The organism is Legionella pneumophila subsp. pascullei (genome assembly GCF_900637585.1).
Lineage (GTDB): Bacteria > Pseudomonadota > Gammaproteobacteria > Legionellales > Legionellaceae > Legionella > Legionella pascullei.
Window position 1 is genome coordinate 874,277 of the sequence record NZ_LR134380.1, and the last position, 13,910, is coordinate 888,186.

Sequence of the window (13,910 nt, forward strand, 5' to 3'; positions counted from 1 at the left end):
GTTATGCATGTTGTAGTCATTATCCAGGCAAGAATGACTTCCACAAGATTACCTAACAAAATTATGCTCCCTCTAGGAGATAAAACTGTGTTAGGGCAAGTCCTTACGCGTTGTAAAAAAATCAAAGGAGTCAATGAAGTTTGTTGTGCTATTCCAATTGGTAAAGAGCATGATATTTTGATAAATGAAATTAAAAAATATCAATGTACTGTTTTTAGGGGTTCTGAAAGTAATGTGCTGGAAAGGTACTACCAAGCAGCGAAAGTTACAAAAGCAGATATTATTATGAGGATTACCAGTGATTGTCCTCTTATTAATCCAGAAGTTTGTTCACAAGTATTAAAAAGGCATATTGAAAATAACTCGCAATACACCTGTAATAATATGGTGCCTTCTTGGCCTCATGGTTATGACTGCGAAGTATTTGGTATAGAACAATTGGAAGAGGCAATGAAATATTCTACTCTACCAGAAGATTATGAACACGTGACTGAATGGATGCGTCGTAGCCTCAAAGTAGATAATTTTATAAATCCTGCTGGTAATCAATATCATCATCGACTGACTTTGGATACGATGGAGGATTATATTAGGCTACAAAAGATTTTTGCGGAATCATGGAATGACGAGGATATAATAGAATGATCATAACTTGTTCTGCTTTGTTAACTGATGGATTTATTTGAGTAGGTTTTATATGAACACGATGATTTGGGATAATAAATATGCTGCGGGAGAATCTCTTAATAAATATCCATGGGATAAAGTAGTTAGTTTTATTTTTCGATATTACCCACGTCATAAAAAAAGAAATGAAATAAGAGTATTAGAAGTTGGATCAGGATCCGGTTGTAATCTTTGGTTTTGTGCTCGTGAAGGTTTTGATTGTTATGGTGTGGATACCTCTATGGTTGCTGTTGAACATGCTAAAAACTGGTTTTCAAGAGATGGACTTAAGGGGGAGTTTAAACAAGGTAATTTTTATCCATTAGAATATCAAGATAATTTTTTTGATTTAGTGATTGATAGAGGTTCGTTAACTTGTGTTTCTAAAGCAGACTGTGAAATTGCGCTTAAAGAAATTTATAGAGTATTAGAATCAGGAGGCTATTTTTGTTTTAACCCATACTCTGATTTACATACCTCATTTAAAGAGGGCATTACTTTGGAAGATGAACTGACTGAAATTTCTTCCGGAACACTTACAAATGTTGGAAAACTGAAATTTTATAATGAGGTAGAAATATATGATTTGGTGCAATCAATTGGATTCCAGATTGAATCGATAAAACTCATAAATGAAGATTATTTTGAGTCAAAATCTATAAAACACGTTCATGCTGAATGGTTTTTGATTTTAAGGAAATAATAATGTTTAAAAACTATCATGAACGAAATCGTTTAGTCTACCTTGAAAGCCTTAGAGTTCATCGTGAGGGTCACCGGGCTGTTAATTGGGGAAGCGAAACCTCACAACAAAAACGATTTGATGTTTTAACTAAAATTGCAAATGATGTATTTGAATCCAGTATCTTAGACGTAGGATGTGGAATTGGTCATTTGGTTGATTTTATTCTTGCTCGAGGTTTTAGTGGAACATATCTGGGGATTGATCTGCTTGAAGAAATGATAGTTAAAGCCAAATCCAGGCATCCTAAGATGAGTTTTGAAAATAATAGTATCCAGGATTACAAAGAGAAATCTTTTGATTATGTATTTATGAGTGGTATTTTTACAGTTGCAAACGAAGAGGCACTAAAATTTCTTATCATGGAAGCTTTTAGAATAGGCAAGAAAGGAGTTGCATTTAATACGTTAAGTGCGTGGGCAAATGAAAAAGACCCTGATGAATATTATGCTGAGCCTGGGAAAATTCTAGAATTTTGCTTTACACTTACGAGTAAAATAGTGCTAAGGCATGATTATCTTCCTCATGATTTCACAGTTTATTTATATAACACTTAGATCATGAAAGGAATGATTAGCCAACCCAGATATTTGCCTACATTCAATTATCTGCAAAGAATTTACCAATCTGAAATATTTGTGATACTTGATGATGTTCAGCATCAGCGTCGTTGTGTAGAGCATCGAAATAAAATAATTAATAATGACAAGGAGTTTTGGCTTTCAATCCCTATTGAACGCAAAAAGACAAGTAGGCCTTTAATTCAAGATATGATCATTCAATCAGACTTCATTGAAGAGCATCATTTAATAATAAAACAAGCCTACTCTAAATGCAGATATTATGAAGATGATTTGTTTAAAAAAATTTATAACTTGCAGCAATTCAATTTTGTTGCTTTTTTTCAAGACAGTATAAAAAATATTTTTGATTTGTTTAATTTGGGAATGCCTGAAATTATTTTGAGCTCTACCTTAAATACAGAATCTACCGGTTCAAAAAAATTGGCTGAGATATGCAAAAAAACAGGCATTAATTTATATATTTCAGGACCAAATGGTAGGAATTACCTTAAAGATTCTGATTTTCAAAATACTCAGGTACTATTTCATGATTTTTTATTTCCAACCTACTTACAAACATCAAAAGTATTTATTCCTTGGATGTGCTGGTTAGATGGATATTTTAATGAAGGAAGAGAGTTTGTTTATAAGCAAATTACGCAGCCAATGAATCTTATTAACTAATTAGTTACCAATATTGATTTGATTCACTAGACAACTCAGATTATCATTTGTTTTTTTAGAGAATTGTAATGAAAATAAATTGCATTATATTTGGACTAACCGGTTTAGATACGTCCCCCATAGTACGATCTATCAAGAGTCATCCTGATTTTAATAATGTCATTTGGTTTGGAGTATTTGAAGGTAATGACATTAATATTTGTGAAGTGTATAAATACAATACTGACTATGATTATTCTCTTTCACTTCCAGAGGCTTATCTTAATACTATGCAAGAAGCTTTAGGAGATTTTTTAATTAGTTCTTCCAGAAGATCAGAGGCTCAATTTAATTCAAAAGAATATATTTTAAATTTTAATTCAAATTATGAATATTTTCATCAATTTGCTCGTTATTGCTATTTTATCTATAAGCTAATTACAGAAAATGACATTAATCTTATCATTATAGATACTTTTCCTCATACTAGTATCGATATTTTACTCCACCAGGCGGCTAATTACTTTAATATAAAAACACTTTTTCTATATCAGGCTAATATACCTAATCGTTTTTTCTATTTTTCTGAATTGAAAAATAAGAAACCTGATTTTTCTCTCTATTATTGCGATGAAGCAAGGCCTATAAAGCATGAGGAAAGTGATTATAAAATCAATGAGCCTAAGCAGCCTTTTTACATGGTTGATTATTCACATCTGTTCTATGATGAAAAGAAATTTTTTGAAGATATACAATCCGTATACAGATTAGAAAAAGCTAAGGGCATTTTTTTCAGAGCCAAATCCAAGCTAAAACTCCTCATGCAGAAGGCTGATTTCTTATTAAATCGTTTTATGCCTCGTTTATACTCAAAGCTGTATAAAAAATTATTAGAAAAACTCGTCAAAAATCTTTCAGCAGATCAAACAATTAAAAAGCCAGTTACCTCAGTGAAGTTGTTTGCAAAATATTTAACAAAAAATTTTTATGATTTACCTAAGGCGGAAGCAGCGACTTCTGCCTTGCTCAAAAGCATTAAATACAGGACTTATATTGAAACGTTGAATGCAATCTCTCACAAGGAAGTTGATATGCAAGTGCCATATGTCTATTTTCCTTTGAATTTTCAACCGGAATTAACTACAGAATGTTTAGGTGGCTTCTACAAGGATATTATTTCGGCTATAGAAAAAATACGTGTTTTAATACCTAAGGATTGGTCAATTTATGTGAAAGAGCATTGGCCTCAGTTTGAATTTGCAAGAGATCCAGTTTTTTTCAAACGCCTGCAATCAATACCTAATCTAGTCATGATCGATCGTTATTTTTCATCTCTTGATTTGATTAAAAGTTCTCAATTTGTTGCGACAGTTAACGGAACAGTTGGTTGGGAAGCCTTACATTTAGGGAAAAATGCAGTAACTTTTGGAACTATATATTATCAAGGATTACCAGGAGCTTTTCTGTATTCTCCTGATTTGAAATTGGAGGATATTTTGCAGTTTAAAATAGATAAGGCAACACTTGAACATTCCATTAATAAACTTATTAACAGAATGGAGTATGGTGTTGTTAGCGCTGATTTGTCAGCATTTGTAGAAAATTTTGATGCTTTAGAAAATGCAAAATTAGTTCGAGATTTTATTCGCAATTTTTTCTATAAATCTGTCAAGGAAAATCATCATCAAGAGAATTTAATATATGAAGCTTAAAAAAATAGATTTTTTAGAGTCTGCTGCTTACTCCGCTTGGCCTAAACGATTATTAGGCTTAGATAGCTGGCAAAAAAAAGAAAGAAATAATAATCAAATCTTAGATGAATATGAAAACTACTGGTATAAAAAAGCATTGATGTTGTGGGGAAAATATACCGAATCAAATGATAATCCTTCAGTAGGACGATTTTTTAGGTTTCTTGATGAAGAAATAAAAAATCAAATCATTCAAAATAGCGAAATTTATGGTGTATCAAAAGATGAGCATTTAATTAGTATTAATCAAGAGCTTTATATTACAAACTGGTCGACTTTAAATTCACTTTATGAAAACTTGCTTATTGATACTATAGCTAGCTATATCAATCAGTACCAATCATGTAGCCTCGTGGAATTAGGATGCGGTACTGGAAAAAATCTTTTTGGTCTCTATCAAAAACTTCCTATAAACCAAATTATTGGCGGAGACATTTGTGAAAATGCATTAAAATTAGCGAATGCAATTACTAATCATTTTAATATTTCGGGTTGTTTTAAATTTTTTGATTATTACCAACAGGATTCATTATTTAAATTAGTTGATGATATGAATGATAAGTATATTCTTTTTACTTCTCATTCAATTGAACAAATACAACTAGGTAAAACAAATTTAGTTGAGCAAATTAGAGAGTTGAACTATAAACCTGAAATCATTATTCATTTTGAACCTATTCTTAATCCAGAGGACCCATCATTGTTTCATCAATTACAGCATAAATATAATAACCATAATTTATATAATTCAGATTTACTGGATACTATGCTAAGACACCAAAACAATGGTGATATTAGAATTATTGATTATAAGAAAGATGTATTGGGAACTAGCGCCTTTAATTCAACAAGTATTCTTGTTTGGCAATGCGTCTAGAATTTAACTATTTGAGAGCTTGTTATGATAAAAAATTTTTTTTCGCATGTTCCTGATTTGAATCAAAAAACTATATTAGTCACTGGTGGAACAGGATCCTTTGGTGTTAACTTCTTAAAAAGAATTATTGAACGTTTTTCTCCAAAAAAATTAATTATTTTTTCGCGGGATGAATTAAAGCAATATGAGTTGGCTATTCAATTTCCAGAGAAAAAATACCCTTTCATTCGTTATTTTATAGGAGATGTGCGTGATTATAATCGTCTCGAGATGGCTTTTCGAGACGTGGATATTGTAGTACATGCAGCAGCTTTAAAACATGTTTCTATCGCTGAATATAACCCGTATGAGTGCATTCATACGAACGTAATAGGTGCAGAAAATATTGTAAGAGCAGCTCTGAGAAATCAGGTAAAAAAAGTAATTGCCTTATCAACCGATAAGGCTGTAAACCCTATTAATTTATATGGTGCCAGCAAATTAGCTGCAGAAAAAATATTTGTTGCTGCAAACAATATTCGAGGAAGTGACCCTACTATTTTCTCAGTTGTGCGTTATGGAAACGTCATAGGATCTCGTGGAAGTGTATTACCACTTTTCAGAAAATTAATTCAGGAGGGTGCAAAATCCTTACCTATAACGGATCCTCGCATGACACGTTTTTGGATTACTCTTCCGCAGAGTGTAGATTTTGTATTATCTTCAATAGCGATGATGCAAGGTGGAGAAATTTTTATTCCCAAAATCCCAAGCATGAAAATTATTGATATTGCACAATGGTTTTCAAGTGAGATTGATACACATACTATTGGTATTCGCCCTGGTGAAAAATTGCATGAATGGCTTTTAACAGGTGATGAATCGAGTCAGACTATTGAGTTGCCAGATCGATATATCATTGAACCATTTTGTGAGGGCCCATATAAGTCAAATGAACAGAATCCAAGAGTGAAAAAAGGATACATTTATTCAAGTGAAACCAATTCAGAATGGATTGAGCAAAATCAATTTCAGGAGTGGTTAAATGAATGATTGGATTCCTTATGGCCGTCATGCAATAGATGAAAATGATATACAAGCTGTTATAAATGTCTTAAAAAGTGATTGGCTTACTTGCGGGCCGGCAGTTGAGCAATTTGAAAATAAAATTTGTGAAGTGACACAGGCTGATTATGCTGTCGCATGTTCTAATGGGACTACTGCATTGCATCTTGCGCTTTTAGCGCTTGAAATTAAAAAAAGGGATCAGGTTATTGTCCCTGCTATTACATTTCTTGCAACAGCAAATGCTGTGCGTTATGTTGATGCAGAAGTCGTTTTTGCTGATGTAGATCCAGAAACTGGCTTAATGACAGCGGAAACTCTGGAAAGAGCCATACTAAACGCAGAATCCAGAGCTGATATAAAAGCGATAATCAATGTGCATTTTGCAGGTCAATGTGAAAATTTAGAAGAAATTGCGGCAGTTGCCAAGAAATATAACCTAAAAATAGTGGATGACGCTGCACATGCCATAGGGACAAAATATGTTAACAATGAAGGAGTGATTAGTCCAATTGGTTCGGGTCAGTATTGTGATCTGGCTACTTTCTCATTTCATCCGGTTAAAACAATAGCTCTTGGAGAAGGAGGAGCTATCACAACAAAAAACTCGATTTTGGCTGAAAAAGTAAGAATGTTAAGAAGTCATGGCATGATTAGAAATGAAAAGAATTGGGAGAATAAAATCCAGGCATATGATGAATATGGTAATGTTAATCCTTGGTATTATGAGATGCAGGAAATTGGATACAACTATCGTGTGACTGATATTAGTTGTGCTTTAGGCTACAGTCAGTTACAAAAAATAGACAATTTCAAGGATGCACGTCAAAAAATTGTTAACTATTATGATGACCATTTTAAGGGCAGTTATTTTCAGGGGATCAAAAAGAATATTTTTTCTCAAACGGCTTGGCATTTATATATACTACGCACTAATTTTAAACTACTAAATAGGAGTAGAGCGCAGGTGATGAAGTATTTAGCCGAGCATCAAATTGGCACTCAAGTTCATTACATCCCTGTTTATCGACAACCTTATTATGAAGCAAGATATGGAAAACAAAGTTTGCCGGGAGCGGAAGCCTATTATGAAACGTGCTTGAGTATTCCTTTATTCGTTAACCTCAGGAATGATCAACAAGAATATATTATTCATAAAATAAAATCTTTTACTAAGTAACATTATATTACTGGTATAAATAATGTCGCTATTGCAGTGGGAAAAAAGTAAATAGTTGTAATCTGATAAAAACAATTTTAATTATCATTTCCTTTAGTTGTTTATCATAAAGCGGGATTTTATAAACAAGCTGTAAGCGTGTTAGGGCAAAGTTAATAGGGTTATAACCCTGAGGACAGCTTAAAAAACTATGGATTTCATACATAGGATTTTTGGTGAATAATCAAAGCAAGTGAATATTTTAGGAGAATCTATTTAATGATTACTTATCCAGGAGAAATTAACTTTTCCAAGTATAAGCTTGATAGTAAACCAGAAGAAACATTTTATGGGTTGCCGAATGAGGTGATGTTTTGCAAAAAATGCACCTATAGCAATCAAAAGCCTAATTCAGAAAAGGAATATAAACACACGATTGACGCGAAGAAGCCTACGATCAATTTTGATGAAGAGGGAGTTTGTTCAGCATGCCGAGTAGCGGAAAAGAAAAAAGCGGTAGACTGGGAACAAAGAAAAAGAGAATTAAAAGAGTTATGCGATAAATATCGGAGCAAGACGGGTCATTACGATTGTCTTATTCCTGGTTCAGGCGGTAAGGACAGTTTTTATACGGCGTATATGTTAAAATATGAGTATGGAATGAATCCCTTAACGGTGACATGGGCTCCCCATATTTATACTTCTTGGGGGTGGAATAATTTCCAGGCATGGATACATGCTGGATTTGATAACTATCTGTTTACTCCCAATGGTCAAGTGCATAGATTGCTTACCAGATTAGCACTGGAAAAGTTATATCACCCATTTCAACCTTTTATACTTGGTCAAATGTACTATCCGCCAAAAATTGCAATGGATTTGAATATACCATTGGTGTTTTATGGAGAGAATCCATCCGAATATGGCAATAATGCCAAGGAAAATGAAAAAGCGACGAAGGACATCAGTTATTTCACCGCGAATGATATTTCCAATATTTATCTTTCTGGGATATCAGCGCTTGAATTGAAGGAAGAGTTTGGTTTAACTGAAGTAGAGCTACAGCCTTATATTCCGCCTAATCCCAACAGACTTGCTGAGAAAAAGATAGAGGTGCAATATCTGGGATATTATTTACCATGGCATCCGCAAGAGTGTTATTACTTTGCTGTAAATCATGGTGGATTTACGCCATCCCCTGAACGTACGGCAGGTACCTATAGTAAATACAGTGGTATAGACGATAAGATTGATGATTTGCACTATTATACAACCTTTATCAAATTTGGTATTGGTCGAGCAACTTACGACAGTTCTCAGGAAATTCGCAATGGGGAGTTGGTTCGCGAAGAAGGAGTGGCTTTGGTAAGGCGCTTTGATGGTGAATACCCGGAGCGTTTTGAGAAGGAAAATTTTGAATATTTAAGTATTGATTCGAGAAAATTACCCATAGCAGCTAAACAGTTTGAGCAACCCAGAATGGATAGGGAATATTTTGAGAGATTGACTAATCGGTTTAGATCACCGCATCTTTGGGCGTTTGATAACGGGCAGTGGGTATTAAGGCATCAGGTTTTTTAGTGCCTTAAGATCCATAAGATGTCCTTAAGTCTCTAAGTCCTGCGGCTTGTCCGCAGGCTCCGGGGGTAAGGATCGTGCGAACAAGCCGTAGAATGAAGGCAAAGAAAGAGTTAAAATATATTTTATTCTCTCTACAACCCTTGTCAGTAATCGATAGAAGAAGCTTCAGATGAATTGTTACAGAATATCAAGGATATGAGTTGATTAATCATTTCAATAGACCAAGCATTTTAGCAATTATTCCTGCACGAGGAGGCTCGAAGAGATTGCCTCGTAAAAATACACTGAATTTAAGAGGTAAACCTCTGCTGGTGCACACTATACTTGCTGCTAGCCATTGTGATTTAATTACTGATGTTGTAGTGTCAACTGAAGATGATTTGATCTCCAATGTTGCTTTTGGCGCCGGAGCAAAGGTTATCGATAGACCATTGGAGTTAGCTGGTGATACAATATCAAATGAACACGTTGTAAAGCATGTAATAAAAACCTTCAGTGAAACCAGCTACTTCCCTGACTATATTGCTTTATTGCAGCCTACTTCTCCATTAAGAACGGCATTTCATTTAAAACAATGCTTAGAACAATACTTAGCCTCAGAGATGAAAAGTGTTATGAGTGTTTGCAAAGTTGAACATCATCCTGGAAAATGTATTCGTATTAAAGATAATCAGGCTTTTCCTTACACTTGTTTGGATGACGTCGAAAGAAGAACTCAGGACCTGGAAGAAGTATATAGGCAAAATGGAGCAATTTACGCTTTAAAAACAACGGATTTTCTTGAGCAATTAAAATTTTATCAGTCTCCTTGCCTACCCTATGTGATGAGTATGGAAGACAGTATTGATGTTGATAACAAGCTTGATTTGCAATTTTGTGAATTTTTGCTTTCGGAAAAAGAAAAACACGATAAGGTTAATAATCATGTCTGCTAACTATCAAAATTTCCAACATTACATCACAGAGGGATGGTCAAAAAACCCAAAGGAAATTTTTAAATTCCTCGATTTCTTTATTGCCCAAGAAAAAAGGCATGCATCCATTTCTTTGCTTGATGTAGGTTGTGCTACTGGTGAATTAATTTATTTTCTTTCTGATCGTTATCCCCAATTTCGCTATACAGGAATTGATGTTTTTGATGATTTGATCGAGCAGTGCAAAAAGTTACAACCGGATAAGGAATTTTTAAAAGCTTCAATTCTGGAATTACCTGATACTTTATACCATCAATTTGATATTATTACTGTAGTCGGAGTTATGTCCATTTTTGATGAATCCGAATTACAAATATTCTTCTCAAATTTATTTAAAGCTTGCCGTCCGGGTGCAACAATTTACATATTGTCGCCCTTCAACGAATTTGGCGTCGATTGTGAAATAACTCATAGAAAAAGAAAGAAAGGTGTCAAAGGAGATTGGGAAAAAGGATGGAATGTATTTAGTAAGGAAACCATTGGAGAATTGATACAAAACCAATGCAATCAATGGAGTTTTCATCCTTTCAGAATTCATTTTGATTTGAAACCGAAAGAAGATCCTGTTCGGACCTGGACTATGAGAACTGAAACAAATGAAAGACAACTTACTAATGGTTTAAAGCTGTTAATTGATCACTATTTATTAAAAATATCACTCTAAATTTATGAGGATACTATTGTGGAAAGAGAATTTAAACTTGGGAATTTTAATGTAAGTACTCAAAGCCCACCAATTTTTTTAGCTGAAGTTGGAAGCTATTTCAATGGTGATTATCAACTTGCCAAAAACATGGTTGAATCGATTATAAAAGCAAGTGCAATGGTTCCGAAACAACCTGTTGTCCTAAAAACAGAAATTTTAAATGACCCTGAAATTTGTCTTCCCAGTGATCTTTTGGAAACTTATACTTCCAAAGATGGTCAAGTTAAAAAAGAGAATTATAGAGAACTGATTGAGCGTAAGGCGATGCCTTTGGAAAAGTATGAGCAATTATTCTCTATTGTTAGAAACGCATCCATGCCATTTATAGTTTCTGTATATGATTTTACTGCAGTAGATTTTGCAACTCAGCATGGTGCCTGTGCGTTAAAAATTGCATCTGCTAACATAGTACATATCCCTTTAATTCGTTACGCAGCACAAAAAGGCTTGCCTTTACTTATTGATACAGGCAGATCAACTATTGCTGAAGTATTTAATGCGGTTAATACGGCACGAGTTGCTGGCTGTGAAGATATTATTATTCAACACAGTCCAGATGGACATCCTGCTTTACCTGAAGCACATAATCTCAGGCTTTTACAAACCTATTCGCAGGCATTTAATCTCCCGGTTGGTTTATCTGATCATCATAATGGTCTGGAAATGTTGTATGTTTCTGTTGCATTAGGCGCTTCAATTTTGGAAAAAGGAGTTCATGTATATCCTGAAGAGCTTGATCAAGATATTTCTCATTCGATGAGTCTGGATGACTTACCTGATGTTTTGCAAAAAGTATATGATGTCTGGGAATCTTTGGGTAGTACTGAGCGTAATCCAAGACAGCAAATCAAAGGGGTGATTGGTAGCTCACAACGTCAATGTGTTGTAGCAAAAAGAGATATCCAACCTGGTGAAACACTTACATTAGATAATGTAAGATTTGCTTTTCCATGTCTTGGCATACCCGTACAACACTGGGATTTAGTTAATGGAAGCTGTTTTATTTCATCAGTAAAAGCAGGTAAACCCATCCAATGGTCTGATATTAAAAGAAATGATTCTTAAAAACCCAACTTGGCAGACCTTAATTCCAGGTCTGCCTGATTATGTACCTCTTGATTCTAATCAGGCAGAGAGCCTGTTAGGAAAAGTGCAGTTGAGTGGCGTTGTCTATCAGGTATGTTTTGAAGATCAATTATCTAACTTTTATTTGATTAAAGAATGGCAAAGCGGAAAAAAGTATTTTGTTAAGTGCTTTCAAGAGGAGCATTTTGAGCATTATCAACAAGCCGAACATTTAGCTCGATGGTTACAGATACAAGGGGTAAATACAAACTCTGCTTTGTCATCAGACTTGAAGAGTTATTACCTCTATCCTTTTCTTGATGGGGAACGATTAAATACGTCAATTGATGTTCTCAAAAAACTGGGAGGTTCTCTTGCTAAAATGCATAAGGCACTCAGAAATTATCCTTTACAAGAGGGTATTATCACTAGAACAAATAACCGAATATCGAAGTTAAATGAAATACGTGAACAAATTGCGAAAGGGGCAATTAAAATTGGTCCATTTCCTGATTATGTGAGAAATTTGGCTTTAAATAGTGATTTGAATTTTACCCAAGGTGCTGATTTCCAAGCTATACATGGGGATTTACATCCCGGAAATATGATGAAAGTTGATGGGGATGTCTATTTTTTTGATTTTGAGGATGCTCTCCACAGTTATTTGCCAATAATTTATGAATTAGCATTGATATTAGAGCGCATGGTGTTTATAAGATATGAATCGGTTGATTATATTCTCGAATTAGGAAAGCATTTTATGGTTGCCTATTTTGAAAACGGTGGCTCTTATTCGTATCTGGAAACAGACAGGTTTGCTTTATCAACAATTGCTCTTCGCTCATTATGTGTTCTTACCTTATGTGAAATGGAGGGAAATATCATATATGAACAGGAATGGCGCAAATTTTATACGCTATCTGAATTAGCTAAAAAGATGCAAACTATTTTTAACAAAATTCTACAGGTGTAAATTTATGTCCAGAAAGCGAATTCTGGTATCATCCAGGGATGTTGGGGCTGCTATTAATATCATTGAAATTGTGAAGTTGGCCAAGTCCAATCCTGATTGCGACTTTTTTTTATATATTCAACCTCCTGCAGCCCAATATTTTTGTAATCACAATTTAGAATATGAGTTAGTACCGAATCTTATAGCAAGGCAGCAAGACAGCAAGGAAGCGAATCTTATACTGAATTATGCTGGCGAAATATTGGAAAAAATAAAGCCCGATATTATTTTATGTGGTTTATCTACACCAGGTGATGCTGGTATTGATGAAGCATTGATTACTGTTGCCAAGAATAAAATTCCGACCGTAGTGATGCAAGATTTCTGGGGCGAAGTTAATGATTTTTTCGGTGTGTGTGCAGATTATTATTTTTGTTTGGATCAGGAAGCAAAAATATTAACAGAGCAGCGATATGATAGTAAAGGCCTAGTCATAGGCTCACCACGACATTCTTGGTATAAATCATTAGAACTTATTCATCTTAGAAAAGAATTAAGGAAAAAAGCTGATTTATCAACCGAAGATATGGTCATCGGTTTGTTTGGTCAGTCATTGCACCATATTCCAGGATATAAAGAAACATTGTTAGAATTTTTATCTCTGGTACCTCAAGCCTGTCCGGAAGCTACTATTGTATACAGGCAGCACCCGCGGGAGAGCAATGAACAAGCGCTGAATACCATTAGGTTACTAGAAAATGCAAAAATATCATTTCGATTGATAAAAGATGAAAAAGTCGAACATACATTGATATTATGTGATGTGGTTTGCAGTATTTTGTCTAATTGCCTTTATGATGCAAGCTATCTAAATTACTTTTCATCAAGTCCTTTTATCAGTCCAATTGCATTATGTTACAAAGATGATCTATTGAATCATTTGAATAATTATAACATGCTTAAGGCATCACCCTATAAGGCAAAAAATATCGCACATGTATTTGATTCCCAAAAACCAGATAGACATGATTTACAATATTTATTTTCTGACAGTGGTAAAAAAGAATTTTGGATGGCGAGTAAAAAATTGGAGAACCCTGAATATGCAGCCTCTAAAGCAGGAGAAATTTTGCTAAAAATTGCTAGCGGAGTTGAGACATAGTTGGG

The 13,910-nt window shown here is 34.2% G+C and carries 14 protein-coding genes; all 14 read left to right on the forward strand.

Features of this window, described 5'->3' with window-relative positions; translation table 11 throughout:
• Positions 1–3: 3 nt before the first annotated feature.
• The 14 genes from EL201_RS03985 (at position 4) to EL201_RS04050 (ending at position 13,905) form a co-directional block, all read left to right on the forward strand.
• Positions 4–645, forward strand: a complete 642-nt coding sequence (locus EL201_RS03985) for a cytidylyltransferase domain-containing protein (RefSeq protein WP_050598252.1) — start codon at positions 4–6, stop codon at positions 643–645.
• Between the two features lie 52 nt (positions 646–697).
• Complete coding sequence (locus EL201_RS03990; RefSeq protein WP_080272284.1) at positions 698–1,369, forward strand: class I SAM-dependent methyltransferase; 672 nt, start codon at positions 698–700, stop codon at positions 1,367–1,369.
• A gap of 2 nt (positions 1,370–1,371) precedes the next feature.
• On the forward strand, positions 1,372–1,965 hold the full coding sequence (locus EL201_RS03995) for a class I SAM-dependent methyltransferase (RefSeq protein WP_027221116.1): 594 nt from the start codon (positions 1,372–1,374) through the stop codon (positions 1,963–1,965).
• A gap of 12 nt (positions 1,966–1,977) precedes the next feature.
• Positions 1,978–2,655: a WbqC family protein gene (locus tag EL201_RS04000; RefSeq protein WP_027228611.1), complete on the forward strand. Its 678-nt coding sequence runs from the start codon at positions 1,978–1,980 to the stop codon at positions 2,653–2,655.
• 206 nt (positions 2,656–2,861) lie between these two features.
• Complete coding sequence (locus EL201_RS04005) at positions 2,862–4,346, forward strand: capsular polysaccharide export protein, LipB/KpsS family (RefSeq protein ID WP_231955143.1); 1,485 nt, start codon at positions 2,862–2,864, stop codon at positions 4,344–4,346.
• Positions 4,336–5,262 carry a class I SAM-dependent methyltransferase gene (locus EL201_RS04010; protein WP_027221114.1) on the forward strand — a complete coding sequence of 309 codons (927 nt, stop codon included), beginning with the start codon at positions 4,336–4,338 and terminating at the stop codon, positions 5,260–5,262. Before EL201_RS04005 ends, EL201_RS04010 begins: the two co-directional genes overlap by 11 nt.
• Positions 5,263–5,319: 57 nt before the next feature.
• Positions 5,320–6,294 carry a UDP-N-acetylglucosamine 4,6-dehydratase (inverting) gene (pseB, locus tag EL201_RS04015; RefSeq protein WP_231955149.1) on the forward strand — a complete coding sequence of 325 codons (975 nt, stop codon included), beginning with the start codon at positions 5,320–5,322 and terminating at the stop codon, positions 6,292–6,294.
• Positions 6,287–7,486, forward strand: a complete 1,200-nt coding sequence (pseC, locus tag EL201_RS04020) for a UDP-4-amino-4,6-dideoxy-N-acetyl-beta-L-altrosamine transaminase (RefSeq protein WP_027221113.1) — start codon at positions 6,287–6,289, stop codon at positions 7,484–7,486. The genes pseB and pseC overlap by 8 nt, the downstream gene beginning before the upstream one ends.
• A gap of 258 nt (positions 7,487–7,744) precedes the next feature.
• Positions 7,745–9,046 carry an N-acetyl sugar amidotransferase gene (locus EL201_RS04025; protein WP_061777636.1) on the forward strand — a complete coding sequence of 434 codons (1,302 nt, stop codon included), beginning with the start codon at positions 7,745–7,747 and terminating at the stop codon, positions 9,044–9,046.
• A 200-nt stretch (positions 9,047–9,246) separates the two neighbouring features.
• Entirely contained in the window at positions 9,247–9,981 is a 735-nt protein-coding gene (locus EL201_RS04030) for an acylneuraminate cytidylyltransferase family protein (RefSeq protein WP_050598254.1), read from the forward strand.
• Positions 9,971–10,684 carry a class I SAM-dependent methyltransferase gene (locus EL201_RS04035; RefSeq protein ID WP_027221131.1) on the forward strand — a complete coding sequence of 238 codons (714 nt, stop codon included), beginning with the start codon at positions 9,971–9,973 and terminating at the stop codon, positions 10,682–10,684. Before EL201_RS04030 ends, EL201_RS04035 begins: the two co-directional genes overlap by 11 nt.
• Before the next feature lie 18 nt (positions 10,685–10,702).
• Positions 10,703–11,791 (forward strand): N-acetylneuraminate synthase family protein, encoded by a 1,089-nt coding sequence (locus tag EL201_RS04040; RefSeq protein WP_027221132.1) that lies wholly within the window; start codon positions 10,703–10,705, stop codon positions 11,789–11,791.
• Positions 11,781–12,764, forward strand: coding sequence for a phosphotransferase (locus tag EL201_RS04045; protein ID WP_027221133.1), 984 nt, complete (start codon positions 11,781–11,783; stop codon positions 12,762–12,764). The genes EL201_RS04040 and EL201_RS04045 overlap by 11 nt, the downstream gene beginning before the upstream one ends.
• A 4-nt stretch (positions 12,765–12,768) precedes the next feature.
• Positions 12,769–13,905: a hypothetical protein gene (locus EL201_RS04050; protein ID WP_027221134.1), complete on the forward strand. Its 1,137-nt coding sequence runs from the start codon at positions 12,769–12,771 to the stop codon at positions 13,903–13,905.
• The last annotated feature ends 5 nt before the right edge of the window (positions 13,906–13,910 follow it).

Excerpts from the sequence above, each read along its gene's own strand:
- EL201_RS04045 (WP_027221133.1), top strand. The coding sequence starts at position 11,781 with ATGATTCTTAAAAACCCAACTTGGCAGACCTTAATTCCAGGTCTGCCT.
- EL201_RS03985 (WP_050598252.1), top strand. The coding sequence starts at position 4 with ATGCATGTTGTAGTCATTATCCAGGCAAGAATGACTTCCACAAGATTA.
- EL201_RS04035 (WP_027221131.1), top strand. The coding sequence starts at position 9,971 with ATGTCTGCTAACTATCAAAATTTCCAACATTACATCACAGAGGGATGG.
- EL201_RS04010 (WP_027221114.1), top strand. The coding sequence starts at position 4,336 with ATGAAGCTTAAAAAAATAGATTTTTTAGAGTCTGCTGCTTACTCCGCT.
- EL201_RS03995 (WP_027221116.1), top strand. The coding sequence starts at position 1,372 with ATGTTTAAAAACTATCATGAACGAAATCGTTTAGTCTACCTTGAAAGC.
- pseC (WP_027221113.1), top strand. The coding sequence starts at position 6,287 with ATGAATGATTGGATTCCTTATGGCCGTCATGCAATAGATGAAAATGAT.
- EL201_RS04000 (WP_027228611.1), top strand. The coding sequence starts at position 1,978 with ATGATTAGCCAACCCAGATATTTGCCTACATTCAATTATCTGCAAAGA.
- EL201_RS04050 (WP_027221134.1), top strand. The coding sequence starts at position 12,769 with ATGTCCAGAAAGCGAATTCTGGTATCATCCAGGGATGTTGGGGCTGCT.
- EL201_RS03990 (WP_080272284.1), top strand. The coding sequence starts at position 698 with ATGAACACGATGATTTGGGATAATAAATATGCTGCGGGAGAATCTCTT.
- EL201_RS04025 (WP_061777636.1), top strand. The coding sequence starts at position 7,745 with ATGATTACTTATCCAGGAGAAATTAACTTTTCCAAGTATAAGCTTGAT.